Annotated in this window: 16 protein-coding genes; 15 read left to right on the top strand and 1 reads right to left on the bottom strand. The window is 43.9% G+C overall.

Annotated features, from left to right (window positions below):
• The first annotated feature begins 71 nt into the window (after nt 1-71).
• The 7 genes from AVL57_RS11705 (at nt 72) to AVL57_RS11735 (ending at nt 6,244) form a co-directional block, all read left to right on the top strand.
• Complete coding sequence (locus tag AVL57_RS11705) at nt 72-1,481, top strand: ATP-binding protein (protein ID WP_057791173.1); 1,410 nt, start codon at nt 72-74, stop codon at nt 1,479-1,481.
• The gene (locus tag AVL57_RS11710) at nt 1,481-2,170 is read left to right on the top strand and encodes a response regulator (protein ID WP_057791171.1); all 690 of its coding nucleotides are present in this window, start codon (nt 1,481-1,483) and stop codon (nt 2,168-2,170) included. Before AVL57_RS11705 ends, AVL57_RS11710 begins: the two co-directional genes overlap by 1 nt.
• Before the next feature lie 146 nt (nt 2,171-2,316).
• Nucleotides 2,317-3,339, top strand: coding sequence for a YHYH protein (locus AVL57_RS11715; RefSeq protein WP_057791169.1), 1,023 nt, complete (start codon nt 2,317-2,319; stop codon nt 3,337-3,339).
• Nucleotides 3,336-3,779 (top strand): hypothetical protein, encoded by a 444-nt coding sequence (locus AVL57_RS11720; protein WP_057791167.1) that lies wholly within the window; start codon nt 3,336-3,338, stop codon nt 3,777-3,779. Before AVL57_RS11715 ends, AVL57_RS11720 begins: the two co-directional genes overlap by 4 nt.
• Before the next feature lie 239 nt (nt 3,780-4,018).
• Nucleotides 4,019-4,921, top strand: a complete 903-nt coding sequence (locus AVL57_RS11725) for a glycosyltransferase family 2 protein (protein WP_057791165.1) — start codon at nt 4,019-4,021, stop codon at nt 4,919-4,921.
• A 31-nt stretch (nt 4,922-4,952) separates the two neighbouring features.
• On the top strand, nt 4,953-5,618 hold the full coding sequence (gene gntA, locus AVL57_RS11730) for a guanitoxin biosynthesis heme-dependent pre-guanitoxin N-hydroxylase GntA (protein ID WP_057791163.1): 666 nt from the start codon (nt 4,953-4,955) through the stop codon (nt 5,616-5,618).
• A 38-nt stretch (nt 5,619-5,656) separates the two neighbouring features.
• The gene (locus tag AVL57_RS11735) at nt 5,657-6,244 is read left to right on the top strand and encodes a DUF1989 domain-containing protein (protein ID WP_057796068.1); all 588 of its coding nucleotides are present in this window, start codon (nt 5,657-5,659) and stop codon (nt 6,242-6,244) included.
• A 119-nt stretch (nt 6,245-6,363) separates the two neighbouring features.
• Here AVL57_RS11735 and AVL57_RS11740 read toward each other — a convergent pair whose 3' ends face one another.
• On the bottom strand, nt 6,364-7,557 hold the full coding sequence (locus tag AVL57_RS11740; protein ID WP_057791161.1) for a DUF4861 family protein: 1,194 nt from the start codon (nt 7,555-7,557) through the stop codon (nt 6,364-6,366).
• Nucleotides 7,558-7,711: 154 nt separating this feature from the next.
• Between AVL57_RS11740 and kduD the strand changes: the two genes are divergently transcribed.
• The 8 genes from kduD (at nt 7,712) to uxaC (ending at nt 16,305) form a co-directional block, all read left to right on the top strand.
• Nucleotides 7,712-8,470 carry a 2-dehydro-3-deoxy-D-gluconate 5-dehydrogenase KduD gene (kduD, locus tag AVL57_RS11745; protein WP_057791160.1) on the top strand — a complete coding sequence of 253 codons (759 nt, stop codon included), beginning with the start codon at nt 7,712-7,714 and terminating at the stop codon, nt 8,468-8,470.
• A gap of 15 nt (nt 8,471-8,485) precedes the next feature.
• Nucleotides 8,486-9,331 carry a 5-dehydro-4-deoxy-D-glucuronate isomerase gene (gene kduI / locus AVL57_RS11750; RefSeq protein ID WP_057791158.1) on the top strand — a complete coding sequence of 282 codons (846 nt, stop codon included), beginning with the start codon at nt 8,486-8,488 and terminating at the stop codon, nt 9,329-9,331.
• A 53-nt stretch (nt 9,332-9,384) separates the two neighbouring features.
• Nucleotides 9,385-10,335, top strand: a complete 951-nt coding sequence (locus tag AVL57_RS11755) for a TRAP transporter substrate-binding protein (RefSeq protein WP_232363274.1) — start codon at nt 9,385-9,387, stop codon at nt 10,333-10,335.
• 4 nt (nt 10,336-10,339) lie between these two features.
• Complete coding sequence (locus AVL57_RS11760) at nt 10,340-10,831, top strand: TRAP transporter small permease (protein WP_232363289.1); 492 nt, start codon at nt 10,340-10,342, stop codon at nt 10,829-10,831.
• Nucleotides 10,822-12,117 carry a TRAP transporter large permease gene (locus AVL57_RS11765; RefSeq protein WP_057791154.1) on the top strand — a complete coding sequence of 432 codons (1,296 nt, stop codon included), beginning with the start codon at nt 10,822-10,824 and terminating at the stop codon, nt 12,115-12,117. Before AVL57_RS11760 ends, AVL57_RS11765 begins: the two co-directional genes overlap by 10 nt.
• Nucleotides 12,118-12,223: 106 nt before the next feature.
• Nucleotides 12,224-13,240: a LacI family DNA-binding transcriptional regulator gene (locus tag AVL57_RS11770; RefSeq protein WP_057791152.1), complete on the top strand. Its 1,017-nt coding sequence runs from the start codon at nt 12,224-12,226 to the stop codon at nt 13,238-13,240.
• A gap of 152 nt (nt 13,241-13,392) precedes the next feature.
• Complete coding sequence (locus tag AVL57_RS11775) at nt 13,393-14,877, top strand: UxaA family hydrolase (protein WP_057791150.1); 1,485 nt, start codon at nt 13,393-13,395, stop codon at nt 14,875-14,877.
• Between the two features lie 12 nt (nt 14,878-14,889).
• The gene (gene uxaC / locus AVL57_RS11780; protein WP_057791148.1) at nt 14,890-16,305 is read left to right on the top strand and encodes a glucuronate isomerase; all 1,416 of its coding nucleotides are present in this window, start codon (nt 14,890-14,892) and stop codon (nt 16,303-16,305) included.
• Nucleotide 16,306: the final 1 nt, after the last annotated feature.

The following is a 16,306-nucleotide window of genomic DNA, read 5'->3' on the forward strand; positions in this document are numbered from 1 at the left end:
AGATGTAGAAGTAACGGAATAAAAGCAGAAACAATTGTTAGCAACGTACAAGCATAGATATACTCAGCACAATGAAACTATCCCATAAATTACTTGTTATTCTTGTTGGCTTTACCTGTGTGTCTTTGTCGCTTTCACTAGCACTTGCACGATGGAGCTTCGAGCAAGGCTTTAATGAATTTATTCAAAATCAGGAGCGAGAGCGCCTGATGAGTTTACGTCGCGTGCTTATTGCAGAGTACCGCAGCAATAATAATAGTTGGGATAATATTGAAATAGAGCGTGTTGCACCTACTGGCATCCCTCATCGCCGCCCCGGCATGCGCCCTCACCCCGGTGGATTCCCTCCCCCTAGGCATCAGATTGACGATGTATCTGCCGGCCCACCTACGTTACTGACTAATGCCTCTGGGAACATTATATCTGGGCAAGATTCCTATGCAGACGAAAACGAACGAAATGAAGTAAGCGTGAAACTTGAAGTCAACGGCGAGCTCATAGGTTGGCTTACCAGTTACCCACCCAAAACACCTGACTCTGATGTCGCTCGTGCTTTTTCTGCACAACAGTTGCACGCCATTATTTTTATAGGATTGGTATCACTTATCGCCTCGCTTGTACTGGCATTGGGCGTTGCGCCCCACATGCTAAGCCCTTTCAAGGCAATTTTACAAAGCGTTAAAGGCCTTACCGCACATCAATATAAAACCAACTTGCCAGAAAATCGTCCTGATGAGTTTGGCGAGCTAATGCGGCACATAAACACATTGGGAAATACCCTTGAAGCGCATAAAAATACTAAAAGCCAATGGCTAGCTGATATTTCTCATGAACTTCGTACTCCCCTCACTATATTGTCTGGCGAAATTGAACTGATAAAAGCAGGAATTCGACCACTTGATCAAAAACAACTCGCTTCGTTTGACCAAGAGGTTTCGCGCTTGTCTTTATTGGTTGAAGATTTATACCAATTATCACTGTCTGATATTGGCGGGCTTTCTTATCATTTCTCGTCAGTGGATCTGAGCCAAGTAATAGCGCAACAAAGCGAAAGCCTTGCGCATATTTTTGATACAAAAGGGCTTACCTTCACTTTTTCCTGCCCACCCAACATCACCATTAATGCCGATCACCAGCGCTTGAAGCAACTTATGCTTAACTTGTTAGTTAACGCTTGTGAGTACACCGATGCGCCAGGTACCGTGGAGTTAGTGGTTTCAGAACAACCTTCGTTTGTCGTTATTATTGTACAAGACTCAGCGCCGAGCATTGCGAAAGAAAATACAGCAGCATTATTTGAACCTTTGTTTAGAGAAGATGCCTCACGTAGGCGTCGAACACAAGGCGCCGGCCTTGGTCTATCAATTAGTAAACAAATTATAGAGGCCCATGGTGGCAAAATTAGCGCGTCAGTTTCGTCACTCGGCGGCGTTAAAATTACAGCAGAGCTGCCCAAATATTTCACTACGGATAATAACTAATGACATCGCACAAACATGTACTCATTGTTGAAGATGAAGATAAAATTGCGCAAATTTTAGTTGAGTTTCTTGCCTTGGAAGGGTTCACATCTACCGTACTGAATGAAGGTACCCATGTTGTTGATATGGTAAAAAAGGAAGCCCCCACGGCCATTATACTAGATAGGATGTTGCCCGGTGTGGACGGACTCACCATTTGCAAATCGTTACGTAGTTTTTCTATGGTACCCATTATCATGTTGACCGCTCGAGTCGATGAAATAGACCGACTTATTGGTCTTGAAGCGGGTGCCGATGACTATGTTTGTAAACCTTTTTCAGCGCGTGAAGTGGTAGCACGGATACAAGCTATATTGCGGCGAACCACTCAACAAACCAAAACTGAGTCTTCATTAGAAAAACTCACTTTTCGCCACATCGAGTTGGATATGTCTCGCTTTGAATGCGCTGTGGATGGCAACATTATTGAGCTCACGCCGGTAGAATTTCGGTTATTGAAAACGATGATGACGAAACCCGGTGTAGTTTACTCGCGAGACCAACTTATGGAACTTGGCTACGAAGATGGCAGAGTAGTCAGTAACCGCACCATCGACAGCCATATGAAAAACTTGCGCCACAAGTTAGCTACGGATGAACACATCAGTCCTATTCATGCGGTATACGGCATAGGCTACAAAGTACAATAGCCTGTTTTAGATAAAGTACAGTAGCCTTCTATACATCTTCATTAAAGCCTCTTTGAACCTGCACATAAACTGCACTTTTTAGCGATAGTCTTTGATTAGGTATTCCAATAGATATTCAAATCTAAAAGACAGTTCTGAGGCATTTTATGAAGACGTCATTTTACGCACTGCTTGTACTTACGTTGCTGGGCACATCCGCCTGCTCTGATAGCGACAATTCCAATAACACTTCAACAGCAGCAAGCGATACTTCCACTGGCTCAGATTCAGATGGCGATAGCGATGGTGATAGCGACGCCGACAGTGTTGTTACTGGTCCCAACCCAGACTATTTTTTAGCCGCCGGCCTGGCCGAAACTATTACTACCACGACGTGTACGCTTACGGATGGTACCACTACCGAATGCTACAAAGTCGTTATCAATGGAGCTCCTGCCAATACGGAAATTGGCCCCTTTTGCCCTTCGAATATTACAGATGATGCCACTAAAGGCGGTATATGGTTTGATGGAAGTGGCGACGTATATCAGCTGGAAGGACAATTCTTTGTTGACGTTAAAGCCCTTTATGGCGATGACTGGGAATTATACGATGAAGATACTGGCGATATTTTTGTGACCGATACACAGGTGGCGTGTGAAGCTGCAGCCCGCCCAAATGTAGCAGCGGAATATCAAAACCACTGCGTGCAGTGTTCAATTAGTTATTACGACGGCGGTATGCAACAAACTATTCTTATTCCAGTTACCCCAGTACCTTTATCAAACCCCGAATCTATTGGTGCTGACTTGGGCGTTTCACTTAATGGTGTAGTGATAGCAGGCCCTGCCCCTGTGTCCCAAATACTGGCGGCAAATACCATTGCAGCATTCGACGATTGTGGTGGCCACGTGAACCCCGCTGAAGGCTATCATTACCATGCTTCGTTAGGGTGTAGCGAAGTGGTAACCAGTATTGATGAGCATGCCAACCTAATGGGCTATGCACTTGATGGCTACGGTATCTACGGCATGTTAAATGCCAATGGAGAGGAAGACTATGATCTTGATGAGTGCAGAGGCCATGAAGACGATACAAGAGGCTATCACTATCATGCAGCAAGTGCAGCAGAAAATATGTTTATCGGCTGCTATCAAGGTGCCCAAGGCAGTATAGAGGTAAATGAATGATGTCCATATGTGCCAAATCGCTCAAGATATTATTTGAAAAGTCAGCCGAACGTTTACCTCTACTCTCATTGGTAACGGTACTAGCAATGGCATACTCGACGACAGTTTTGGCTCACAGCGGTCATATTCACAACGAAGCATTTGAAGCCTGTAAAACAAAAACGAAGGGCGAAGCGTGTCATTACCTTGTAGCCGATACCCAGCGTTATAAAGGCAGCTGCCAAGTTTTCAATTTAAAGACCTTATGTGTTCGAAGTGAACCCATCGAATATTTACAAAGCTTGCCAGATAAAATAGGGATAGAAGCTATAACAAACAATGCAAGTCCGCAGCAGCCAGATACTGTTCAAGCTAACAAAGTTAATGCGGCTAACATTCTCTCCCCAGTGAACCAAATCACTCCCAGTGAGCAGCAAACCTCTTCTAAAATGGGGCATTAGCCCCCATTCTCAAACTATGAAATAGATTCACACTGAGTGAATTCTTTGCAAGCCTAAGCACTGGCACCCTTCACAAAAAGAAATAATCTCCAAACTTTTCAACATATTAGACTAAGGTCTAATTATTGCTAGATTACCTGCAAGTAAGCATTACAGATAAGACAGTTAGTGCAACGTTTGATAGCGATGACAGAAGTTCGGTTATCAATCACTCACCAAAGGGAAATTAGGAGGTTTACATGCATTCACCCGTCAGTGTTGTCACGATAGTAAAAAGTCGTACAGAAAAACTCTGCAGACTCATAGAACAGCTTGAGTCGTGTAACCCACTACCCGATGAACTTGTCATTGTTTGGATGTGCTCTCCTTCAACGCTTTCACTAGCGAAGAGTGAGAAATTTAACATCGTGCATAAGTTCGTGGCTAACGGCGCGTTACCCATTGCTAGAGCACGCAACCGAGGCTTACAAGAAGCCAAGAGTAATCTTTTAGCTTACATAAATGTTGATGCCATCGTGGATAAAAACTTCATCGCTAAGGGGATGAACGCGTGGTGTCCAGGCTCAGTGGTATTTACCAAAGTGACATTCGTTCCAGAGTCACAATGGACTTTTCCCCACGACACTTTATGCCACATTAAAAGCCAAGAATTACCAGACGAAGACAATAACGAAATTCCGTCAAGACAACAGGAAGATGATCATGGAAAGTTTAGTGACGATAGCATTTGTTCTACAGTGTTTTTTATTAGCAAGACAGATTTTAAGAAAACCGGCGGTTTCGATGAAGGTTACGACGGCTTCGGACTAAACGACGAAGACTTTTTTACAAATTGTCGTTCACTGGGTTTTTCTTTAAATCAAATTGAATTGCAGACCTTTGCTCCAGAACGACCAAACTACCGCTGCCCTATTAATCACCTTCTTGATTTTGTCAGAAACGCTGAGCGTTATCACGCGAAATGGGGCGTTAACCCTTGTATCGATGTGCTAAATGCATACGCAGAAGCCGGTTACATTAATGAAGATTTTGAAACCGCTGGCATTCATGTTCTGCAATTGCCTAAGCGGGAAAAACCAGCCTCTGAAAACGATGATTCATCGCAAGAACATGATACAACGTTGATTAAGCAATCTGCTTGAAATTCGTGGGAAGACTAATCAAGGAGTGAGTATGTCTATTTTAAAGCCTGATTTAGAACACAAGGTATCAGCCTTTATTGATCAAGCTGATTATCCCTGCGTAGGGGCTAAAACTGCTTTGAACAAAGGCAAAATCACGGTTAAACAGTACGATAATTTTCGATGCGACATGAATGACACCGACATCTTGACGGACATCTACGACTTCATTCATCGTTTTGAGCTAGAAAAAGACATGTATTCCTCGCTGGTACTAACTTTCGAACAACCGGAAATTTTGAGCGAGGTCGTTTTTGATAAATTACTGTGGCGCAAGCTTCAGCAACTTCATGATATCGACACCTGTATGCACGACTGGGATAACCAAGTAGACGAAAATCCGCATAGCCCTAACTTTAGTTTTAGCTTGGGTGGTAAAGCGTTTTTTATCATTGGACTTCACCCAGGTGCAAAGCGAAAAAGTAGACGCTTCGAACGCCCCGCGCTGGTATTTAATCTTCACGAACAATTCGAATTACTTCGTGAACAAGGCAAATTTGAAGATTTAAGAGACCACATTCGTCAACAAGACGAAGCCTTCTGTGGGTCAAAAAATACCTTATTGCAAAATCACGGCGAGCAGTCAGAAGCCTATCAGTACAGTGGAAAGCAGCAGCCAAAGCGTTGGCAATGTCCTTTCCACGCAAGTCAAAACTAATTTACACAAATTCAAATAAAGAAAATAAAGAGGCAGCAATGCGACAAACCATTCAACCAAGAAGTGGCACAGCATTCACCATTAAAAAAGGTGAAAGACTTAAAGTTATTGATCCTGAAGGAGAACAAGTTGCCGATTTATATGCTTTCAATGCCCACGATAAAAATGAGTTCATGTCGTCAGGCCGTTCGCTAGATTATAACGAAAGTACCCATTTTGCAGCTGGCTGTAAGCTCTATTCCAATGAGAGTCAGGTGATGTTTGAAATTATTGAAGACACGGTAGAAGAACACGACTTTCTCTTAACCCCTTGCAGTGTAGATACCTTCAAACACTTCTACCCTAGTGAAACGCCTGTACCTGGATGCCATGGTAACCTAGTGGCCGCTTTTGCTGAATTCGACATTCCTGCACACCACATTGGCACTACATTCAATACCTTTATGAACGTGGATGTGAGCCCCGAAGGAAAAATTGCCGTGTTACCACCTACAAGCAAAGCAGGCGATTTCACTATTTTTGAAGCCAAAATGGATATGATTGTAGGCCTTACTGCATGCTCTGCGGGCGAATCGAATAACTTTCGCTATAAACCTATTCAGTTTGAAATTTTGCCTGCGTTATAGGCAAAACTAATAATGCCATCTCAAAAGAGGCATGACTCGGTATGGGAATACCATTTTATAATAAACACCCCATAACGTTCAATTTGCTGGCGATTGTTAAAACCGCCAGCAATTGCAATTTACATTACTTGTAAACCGTGGTTTAAAGCCCGAACCTTTTGACGCAATAAGGTTTCGAAGCTAGCCTTTGGGTTTTCTGCTCTATCTCTTGCAGGCCAGTATGCCATAATTTCATACTCGAACGAGGTGGCGGGTTTAAAAGTAATCAAATGATCGAACTCACCTTTAGCTACACTACTAACCTCATCTAGTTGATAAAACACAGCTAGGCCAAGTAAGTCATTGTCACTTAACACACTCTGCTCTCCCCATGTAGCAATAACGCCCCATTTGCCTTCTGCAAATGCGATTTTCGTCATTCCCTCATGTGCTACCAGTCCTGTAACTATATTCGATGTAGGAGATGACGTTTTAACCGTTATACGTGTTGATGCATCTCCGGTATTAATCTTATAGCGGGTTTCCACATCAACCCCGTCATTTGAGTTTTCCCGTGTACGCCAATTACTGTAGCTAACATTGAAGGCTGCAGTTAAGTGCGTATTCTCAGTTAATGCCCATCGGGTATCGTCAACATATTGAAAGTGCAGAACCCCTTCTTCGACTTGCCTTCCTAGTGCACCCAGCCCAAGTGACTTCCCTACTTTCAACGCATCACCGCCCCAGTCTGCAAGTTTATGGTAAGCGTCATAACCGTCGTTGCCTACTTGTGGCAATACCACATCATCCGACGTTTTGGCAAAAACATCGATAGCATTTCGCCAGTCTAGGTACAGTCGATAGCCTATCTTGTCATTTTCCCAACCGGGTCCTTCATACTTTAAAAAGTAAGAGTGGTCAGTCAGCTGTGAAGGTGCAGTAAAAGATTCTACAGGCTGAAATGAAAAACCATCTGCCGTATAAGCCGCGCCTTCCCATTGCCCCCCTGAGCGTACTGATAGCTCAGCGTGGGCGGTGTCGGTTACCGACTCTTTGGTTTGAACTAGAGAAAATTCTTTTTCCGCACCCGGTTCCATCTGGATATAAGCGTACAAAGTAGCCTCACCACTTGCGTTCTCACGCCATTCCGATGCTACCTCTTTTAATAACCAACCACGGTATTCTTCGTCCAATGGTATTGAAACCTCTTGAGTGACAAACCCTCCTTCTGCTGGGTTTTTAACCATCACACTTGGTATATTATTATTTTCGCCTTCAGAACACGCCGTTAATATTATTGGCAAAATTAGCGCTAAACCTATAATAAATCTCATATTTTCATCTCCAATCACTGATTAACAATGCATTATTTATAAAACAATATATTGACAAATGCCACCGGTGGCAATTATTTTATAAATTGTTAACTTAATGTGTAAATTTGGTTAGGATAAAAAGCACATTTTCTGAGAATAAGAGGAAATGAATATGGTGAACTTTAATTTAGAAGGGAAAACCGCCCTCGTTACCGGAGCAAGCCGGGGAATTGGACAAGCACTGGCCTTATCCTTAGCCGGTGCTGGCGCTCACGTTATATGCTCAAGTTCACGAGAAGGTGGATGTGAAAACACGCTTCACAAAATAGATGCCATAGGTGGTAGTGCACGGGCAATAAGTGCTGATTTAAGCAACCTAGATGCAGTTGCCAATTTAGCGACATCTGCCATTAAACAGGGCAAACGAATTGATATATTGGTCAATAACGGCGGTACCATATTTCGAGCTCCTGCTACAGAGTTTCCTTTAGATGCTTGGCAACAAGTGATGAAAGTGAACCTTGACGCTGCATTTTTACTAAGTCAAGCCATTGGAAAACATATGATCTCTCATGATGGCGGCAAAATTATCAATATAGCTTCCATGTTGAGTTTTAGTGGTGGTGTAACGGTTCCAGCCTACACAGCAAGCAAACACGCAATTGCGGGATTAACCAAAGCACTCGCCAATGAATGGGGTACTTCGAATATTCAAGTTAACGCTATTGCACCAGGTTATATCAAAACTGATAACACCCAAGCCCTACAAGATGACGCTAAACGCAGCGCAGAAATTCTTTCTCGAATTCCCGCTGGGAGATGGGGTGAAGTTGACGATTTAGCGGGGGCAGCTGTTTTTCTAGCAAGTTCAGCAAGCAATTACGTAAGCGGCCACACCCTCGCGGTGGATGGCGGTTTTCTCGCAAGATAGATGAAGGAAAAGATGATGAATCCAGAGATTGATGTTCGCTATGCCATTGGCAAAAAAGAAGCAAACGCTTACAACACTGAAGAACTACGAGATGCTTTTTTAACCTCCTCACTCATGTCGAAGGGCGAAGTGGTTTGGATTTACACCCACTATGAGCGATTCATGTTGGGAAGCGCAGTACCAACCACCGATGTGCTTACCCTTGATACTATTGAAGACCAGTTAAAAATGCCTTATTTCACTGCACGCCGCGAAGTTGGCATCATCAATATTGGTGGCGCAGGTACAGTCACAGTGAATGGTAATGAGTACCACCTTGCTCCCGAAGAAGCCTTGTACATTGGAAAAGGAAATGAGCAAATTTCTTTTGCGTCTGACGATGCGAATAATCCTGCTAAATATTATATGAATTCTGCGCCTGCTCACCATGCCTACCCCTGTAAAAAAGTAGGTAAGGACGATGCCAACGTGCTGCATTTAGGCAGCCAAGAAACCTCTAATGAGCGAGATATTAAGCAATTACTGATTAATACCGTTGTAGACACATGCCAATTACAAATGGGGCTAACACGCCTTCACAATGGCAGTGTTTGGAATACAATGCCGGCGCATCAGCACGATAGAAGGAACGAAGTATATTTCTATTTTGATATGAATGAAGAAAATCGTGTGTGCCATTTTATGGGAGAACCCCATGAAACACGTCATTTATTTGTGGCAAATGAAGAAGCCATTATTTCCCCTCCGTGGTCAATTCACTGCGGCGTAGGTACAGGAAGCTATGCATTCATATGGGGGATGGCGGGTGAAAACCTTGACTACGATGACATGGACAAGTTTCCACCTTCAGCCTTACGTTAATGAATGGCATGGATAGTATTATGCAGTGTTTTAGCAAGTTTATGGTCTTAGTAATGAGCGTATTTACGCTCTTTGCGTGCTCTCAACACGAGAGTAGCGGCGAAATCACCGTACTGCGTTTGGGTCATACTCTAGACACCCAGCACTCAGTGCATAAAGCCATGGAGTTTTTGGGGGAACGCCTTGAATACTATTCAGACGGTAAGATGACAGTCATCATTTACCCTGGTAGCCAATTAGGTACCGAAAGGGAAATGATAGAGCTTTTACAAATTGGATCTTTGGCGATGACCAAGGTTTCAGCAAGTCCTCTTGAAGGCTTTTCGCCAGACATGAAAATCTTCAGTATCCCTTATATTTTCAAAAACAATGAGCATTTTTGGCGGGTGCTAAACAGTGAGCTTGGTAGCGACCTGTTGAATGGCGTTGAAGATTTTCGTTTAAAAGGCTTGGGATATTACGATGCAGGAAGCCGAAGCTTTTACTCCAACGATCGCCCTATCAAAACACCGAGCGATTTAAAAGGGATGAAAATTAGAGTACTCAACAGCCCTACCGCAGTGGCAACAGTAAGGGCTCTGGGCGGTGCAGCAACACCTGTATCTTGGGGGGAGCTTTATACTGCACTTCAACAAGGCGTAGTGGATGGCGCTGAGAATAATCCGCCTAGTTACCACCTTTCTAGGCATTACGAAATAGCCAGATATTATAGCTTGGACGAACACACGAGTGTTCCCGATGTAATGCTTTGTTCACTCCCCGTTTGGGAATCCTTAAACTCACAACAACAAGAATGGCTGACCAAAGCGATGCAAGACTCTGTTCAGTTTCAGCGCCAGCTTTGGACAACCTCAACAGCAGAGTCACTAGCACAAGTTGAAGCAGAAGGTGTAACCGTTATTCGTCCAAACAAACAACCATTCGTAGACGCGGTCAAACCTTTTCACGATAGTTTCACCGGCACCCATATTGGTGAGCTCATTACGCAAATAAAAGCGATGTAAGTTGATGATTATTAAAACGCTAGACAAGTTACTTGCTGGAACCTTGATTATTGCCATGACAAGTATATTACTCACCGTAATTTGGCAGGTAATATCGCGATACATTTTGCAAGATCCCGCGTCTGTGACAGAAGAACTCTCACGCTTCTTTCTCATGTGGATAGGCATACTAGGCGCAGCTTACGCGTATCGCCAGCATGCTCACCTTGGTTTTAATTTACTCGTAGAGCGTCAATCCCCTTTGGTAAAACGCGTTCTGTTAACCCTAGTTGAAGTATTCGTTATCACGTTTTGTGCTTTGGTCATGGTCTACGGTGGCACTGAACTAGTGATGTTAACTCTAGAACTCGATCAAATTTCTGCGGCGTTAGGCATAAAAATGGGGTTGATTTATCTAGTACTCCCCCTTTCAGGCGGACTTATTGTTATCTACAGCATAGTGAACATTTTTACACTATGGCATTCACCTGAGAAGGAGTTTAACGAATGGAATTAACCGGTATAGTACTTCTTGTGGGATTCTTTTTGCTTTTACTGCTCAATGTGCCCATCTCTATCAGTATAGGATTAGCCACTCTTATCGCAATGTTGATGAGTATGGATTTAGCGCCAGCAACCATTACTGTTGCCCAGCGAATGGCTGGAGGACTAAATAGTTTTGCCCTTTTGGCTATCCCTTTCTTCGTACTGTCAGGCCTAATTATGGGTCGAGGTGGGATTGCAAAGCGGTTAATCGAATGTGCTATGGCTCTTATTGGTGCCTTACCAGGAGGCTTGGCACTGGTCAATGTGGTGTCTTGTATGCTATTTGGTGCTATATCAGGCTCTGCGGTTGCTGCCACATCCGCTATTGGCAGCTTTATGCTACCTGAAATGAAAAAAGCAGGTTACGAACCAAATTTCAGCGCTGCAGTAACCGCCGCCGCGTCAACTACAGGGATGCTAATCCCTCCTAGCAATATCCTTATTGTTTATGCCATCGCCAGTGGCGGCGTGTCGATTGCCGCTTTATTCATGGCAGGATATGTACCGGGAATTATGGTGGGGCTAGCATTAATGATTGTGTGTTTTGGCTATGCCAAAGCCAAAGGCTATCCACTGTCTGCCCGACTTCCCTTATCAATAGTGTTACAAAAAATAGGCGCTGCCCTGCCCTCATTATTTCTCATTGTATTAGTCATCGGTGGGATTGTGGGCGGTATCTTTACTGCCACCGAGGCTGGCGCGATTGCCGTGGTTTATGCTCTGTTACTTGCAGTGGTGTTTTATCGCGAAGTAGAGGTTAAAGCACTTCCTAATATTTTGTTGAAATCCGCAGAAACCACAGCGATTGTTATGCTATTGATTGCAGCATCTACCGCAATGAGTTGGTTACTGTCGTATGAAAATATTCCGCAAATCTTAAGCAATGCATTGCTGGCAATTAGCGACAACCCCATTCTAATTTTACTATTAATCAATTTGTTACTTATTGTCGTGGGTGCCTTTTTAGATATGACGCCGGCCGTACTTATCTTTACGCCCATATTTTTACCCGTTGCCATTCAACTGGGTATGTCTGAGCTACAGTTCGGTATAATGCTGGTTTTAAACTTGTCTATTGGGTTGTGTTCTCCTCCAGTAGGCGCGGTGCTTTTTATTACCTGTGCGATTGCAAAAACAAAATTAGAGAATATTATCAAGCCGTTGCTCCCTCTCTACTTTGCCATGTTCGTTGTATTGATGTTAGTTACTTACGTTCCCTGGTTTAGTGAAGCCCTGCCTAGGGCGCTAGGCTTTTGAAATATGTCAACGAACTGGTGTCAAATGGAATGACTTTATTTTATGGTACTATTCATTCAATAATGTTCAGTAAATTCAATACTCAACCTGCGGAAACTTACCGATAATGAACAAACGCCCCACAATTAATGATGTAGCCCGCCTTGCTGGCGTATCGAAACGAACGGTATCTCGGGTCATTAATGGCGCATCTAATGTGGGCAAAGCAACGCGCGAGCGAATTGATGAAGTAATAAAAGAAACCGGCTTTTCACCTGACAAGCAAGCCCGAGGGCTTGCTGCCAGTAGGTCATTTCTTATCGGGCTTATTTACGATAACCCCGATGCTCTGTATATCGATCAGGTTCAGCGTGGCGTACTAAGCGTCTGCTCTGAAAAAGGTTATGAACTGGTTGTTCATCCTTGCAACTACAATACCGACGACTTTATTAGTAACTGTATTCAATTTGTCAGTCGATCTCGTATAGATGGCGTCATCATATTGCCACCGGTATCCGAAGCTAAAGAGTTAGCTGAAGCACTCAGAGAAAAACAGATTAATTACGTTCGTATGGCCTCGGTGGACTTAGATGATCACAGCAACATTGTTGTCTCAGATGATCGGGCTGCCCTTCGTGACTTAGCCCGATACATGGTGTCTCTAGGACACCGAGACATTGGTATCATTAGCGGTCCACAGCGTTATTACTCATCTAAAGAGCGACTTGAAGGTTTTTTAGAAACATTGAATGAGTTGCACGTTGAAGTTCCCGTAGACCGTATTATCGAAGGTAAGAACAGTTATGAAAGTGGTATTGAATGCGCCAGAACCCTGCTCATTCAGTCCCCCCGCGTTAAAGCTATTTTCGCTAACAACGATGAAATGGCCGCTGGTGTACTCAAGGTTGCACATGAAATGGGCATTACTGTTCCTGATGAATTGTCGGTAGCAGGCTTTGATGACAACTTGCTGGCAGCACGAGTAATTCCTGCATTAACTACAGTTCAGAGGCCTGTAGGCGATATGGCCGCACTTGCGGCTAGGAAAATAATCGCTCAAATCGAAGGCACTGAAGTGAGTGAAACAGAGACCTACTTAGTTAAACCCCACCTTATTATTCGTGATTCTATAAAAAGAGTGTAATTTTTAGCCGCCACCACTAATAAATGATTAGTTTTCCTTTACTATGCCACCGGTGGCACGTATATTACAAAGTGTTAAAATAAACCAATCTGTTTAGTACGTCCGTTAGCCCAAGCTTTTGGTGCTAGTAACGCAAAGTCTGAGGGTACGCGATGAGTTTACAAACCTTGTTAGTGAAAGTTCATGCCAGTGACAATGTTGCCGTGGCAACACAGGACATAGCCGCACGTACCTTTATTGAAAGTCATAAAATTTTTATTACCGAACAGATCCCTGCTGGTCATAAGGTGGCACTTCGCAATATTTCGGTTAATACCCCAGTTATTAAATATGGCTTTGAAATAGGCGTTGCCACACAAAGTATAAAATTGGGAGAGTACGTACATAGCCACAACCTAAAGACCAAACTTGATGGCAGTGAAGTATACGAATACACACCGACTCGAACAGCATTAGCTAAGCCTGCCCATATCCCCACTTTTATGGGGTATCGCCGAGAGAACGGTAAAGTAGGTATCCGCAACGAAGTTTGGATCATCAACACGGTGGGCTGTGTTAATCGAACTGCAGAACACATTGCGCAAGAATGTGAGCGTCGATACTTTGGCGAGTGTGATGGCTTTAGAGCATTCACCCACCCTTTTGGGTGCTCTCAATTAGGCGACGATTTAGATGACACAAGAACGATACTCGCCTCGCTAGCTTCGCATCCAAATGCCGGCGCCGTTTTAGTTATTGGGCTGGGGTGTGAGAACAATCAGCTTAAATCGATGCTACCTGAAATTGATAAGCCCGACTCGAGGCTGCGTTTTTACAATGCGCAGGAAGTTGAAGACGAAATTGAAGCTGGCGTAAATGCTGTTTACTCCCTATTGAAAACACTTGATGAGGATAAACGAGAGCCTATTGGTGCCAACGAGTTAGTGCTAGGCATGAAGTGTGGCGGTAGCGATGCGTTTAGCGGTATTACCGCAAACCCAACGGTGGGTCGAGTCACTGATTTAACCTGTCAATTAGGTGGCTCGGTTATTCTTACTGAGACACCAGAAATGTTTGGCGCCGAGCAACTCCTGATGAACCGCGCCAAAAACAAGTCTGTTTTTGACGATATAGAAACCTTAATTAGCGAGTTTAAACAGTATTTCATTGCCCACAATCAACCCATTTACGAAAACCCATCACCAGGTAATAAAGCTGGGGGTCTTACCACGTTAGAAGAGAAATCATTAGGCGCGGTTCAAAAGGGTGGGCAATCGACGGTGCAGTCGGTGCTCAACTATGGTCAACCGAGAACTGTTAATGGTTTAAATTTGCTTCAAGCGCCAGGTAACGATGCAGTCAGTGCAACTGCATTGGCCGCGTCTGGCGCACATATTGTTTTATTCACCACAGGTCGAGGTACTCCCCTCGGCTTCCCTGTACCCACAATAAAGATATCGTCAAATTCAGATATCGCTAATAAGAAGCCACATTGGATAGATTTTAACGCCGGTCAGGTGTTGGAAGGCATGTCTATCGATAAGTGTGCCAACGCGCTGCTCCAACAATGTCTTGCAGTAGCATCGGGTCAATTAACCTGCAACGAGAAAAATGGCAGCCATGAAATTGCTATTTGGAAACGTGGCGTCACGCTTTAAGAAGAGATTGTTATGGAATCAATTTTATTACATGAAGACAGACTATTCCCATCTGACTCGGCCACTAAAAAAGTAGCCCGTACGCTTTATCAAGAAATACGAGATTTACCGATTATCAGTCCCCATGGACATACTGATCCGCGGTGGTTTGCACAAAATAAAAATTTTACTAACGCCACTGAGTTATTTATCACCCCCGATCATTATGTTTTCAGGATGCTGTATAGCCAAGGTATCTCACTAGAATCATTAGGAGTTCCTCGGTGGGATGGCGGGGCTACTGAGTCTGATCCTCGCAAAATTTGGCAAATCCTTGCAGACAATTATTATTTGTTTGCCGCTACTCCATCAAGAATGTGGCTAGATACCGTCTTTCATGACGTGTTTGGTCTTACTGACATGTTGTGCAGCAATAATGCCACCGAATACTACGAGCATATTACCACCAAACTTCAGGACGCCAGTTTCAAACCTCGGGCTTTGATGGACAGATTTAATATAGAACTCATTGCTACCACCGAAGGGGCGCTTGATGAGCTTTCTCACCACGGTGCATTAAAAGGTACAGGGTGGGATAAACGCGTTATCACCACATTTAGACCTGACGATGTGGTTGATGCTTCGCGGGAAGACATCGTTGCCAATATAGAAAAATTAGGTGCACTGACCAACGAAGACACTCAGACTTGGCAAGGTTACTTAAACGCTATTCGAGCCCGACGCACTGTATTCAGAGCCCACGGCGCAACTGCCACCGACCATGGCCACCCAACTGCTAATACTGCTGATTTAAGCACTAACGAGTGTATTACTCTGTTTGATAAGGTCCGCACAGGGCAAAGTAATGCCGAAGAACAGGAGCTTTTTAGGGCTCAAATGCTAACGGAATTAGCAGGAATGAGCGTTGAAGATGGCATGGTTATGCAAATTCATCCGGGCTCGTTTAGAAATCACAATACTTCACTGTTTAACCAGTTTGGCCGTGACAAGGGTCACGATATTCCTATGCAGACGGATTTCGTACGTGCGCTTCGCCCTTTGCTTTCAAAGTATGGAAATGAGCCTAGCTTAAATATTATTTTATTTACCTTAGACGAAACCACTTATAGTCGTGAATTAGCGCCGTTGGCTGGCCATTATCCGTGTTTAAAACTAGGGCCTGCATGGTGGTTTCACGACAGCCCAGAAGGTATGTTACGTTTTCGCCACCAAGTAACCGAAACCGCAGGTTTCTTTAACACCGTCGGTTTCAACGATGATACGCGTGCTTTCTTGTCTATTCCTGCTCGTCATGACGTTGCCCGACGGATAGATTGTCGATTCTTAGCAGAACTAGTTGTTCAACATCGCATCAGCGAAACCGAAGCCGCTAGTATTGCTAAAAAGGTCACATATGATTTTGCAAAACAAGCGTATAAGTTGGGATAAA

The organism is Alteromonas stellipolaris, assembly GCF_001562115.1.
Taxonomy (GTDB): Bacteria; Pseudomonadota; Gammaproteobacteria; order Enterobacterales; family Alteromonadaceae; genus Alteromonas; species Alteromonas stellipolaris.

Bases quoted from the DNA above. Each gene is read 5' to 3' on its own strand.
- AVL57_RS11705 (WP_057791173.1), top strand. From the start codon at position 72: ATGAAACTATCCCATAAATTACTTGTTATTCTTGTTGGCTTTACCTGT.
- AVL57_RS11710 (WP_057791171.1), top strand. From the start codon at position 1,481: ATGACATCGCACAAACATGTACTCATTGTTGAAGATGAAGATAAAATT.
- AVL57_RS11715 (WP_057791169.1), top strand. From the start codon at position 2,317: ATGAAGACGTCATTTTACGCACTGCTTGTACTTACGTTGCTGGGCACA.
- AVL57_RS11720 (WP_057791167.1), top strand. From the start codon at position 3,336: ATGATGTCCATATGTGCCAAATCGCTCAAGATATTATTTGAAAAGTCA.
- AVL57_RS11725 (WP_057791165.1), top strand. From the start codon at position 4,019: ATGCATTCACCCGTCAGTGTTGTCACGATAGTAAAAAGTCGTACAGAA.
- gntA (WP_057791163.1), top strand. From the start codon at position 4,953: ATGTCTATTTTAAAGCCTGATTTAGAACACAAGGTATCAGCCTTTATT.
- AVL57_RS11735 (WP_057796068.1), top strand. From the start codon at position 5,657: ATGCGACAAACCATTCAACCAAGAAGTGGCACAGCATTCACCATTAAA.
- AVL57_RS11740 (WP_057791161.1), bottom strand. From the start codon at position 7,557: ATGAGATTTATTATAGGTTTAGCGCTAATTTTGCCAATAATATTAACG.
- kduD (WP_057791160.1), top strand. From the start codon at position 7,712: ATGGTGAACTTTAATTTAGAAGGGAAAACCGCCCTCGTTACCGGAGCA.
- kduI (WP_057791158.1), top strand. From the start codon at position 8,486: ATGAATCCAGAGATTGATGTTCGCTATGCCATTGGCAAAAAAGAAGCA.
- AVL57_RS11755 (WP_232363274.1), top strand. From the start codon at position 9,385: ATGAGCGTATTTACGCTCTTTGCGTGCTCTCAACACGAGAGTAGCGGC.
- AVL57_RS11760 (WP_232363289.1), top strand. From the start codon at position 10,340: ATGATTATTAAAACGCTAGACAAGTTACTTGCTGGAACCTTGATTATT.
- AVL57_RS11765 (WP_057791154.1), top strand. From the start codon at position 10,822: ATGGAATTAACCGGTATAGTACTTCTTGTGGGATTCTTTTTGCTTTTA.
- AVL57_RS11770 (WP_057791152.1), top strand. From the start codon at position 12,224: ATGAACAAACGCCCCACAATTAATGATGTAGCCCGCCTTGCTGGCGTA.
- AVL57_RS11775 (WP_057791150.1), top strand. From the start codon at position 13,393: ATGAGTTTACAAACCTTGTTAGTGAAAGTTCATGCCAGTGACAATGTT.
- uxaC (WP_057791148.1), top strand. From the start codon at position 14,890: ATGGAATCAATTTTATTACATGAAGACAGACTATTCCCATCTGACTCG.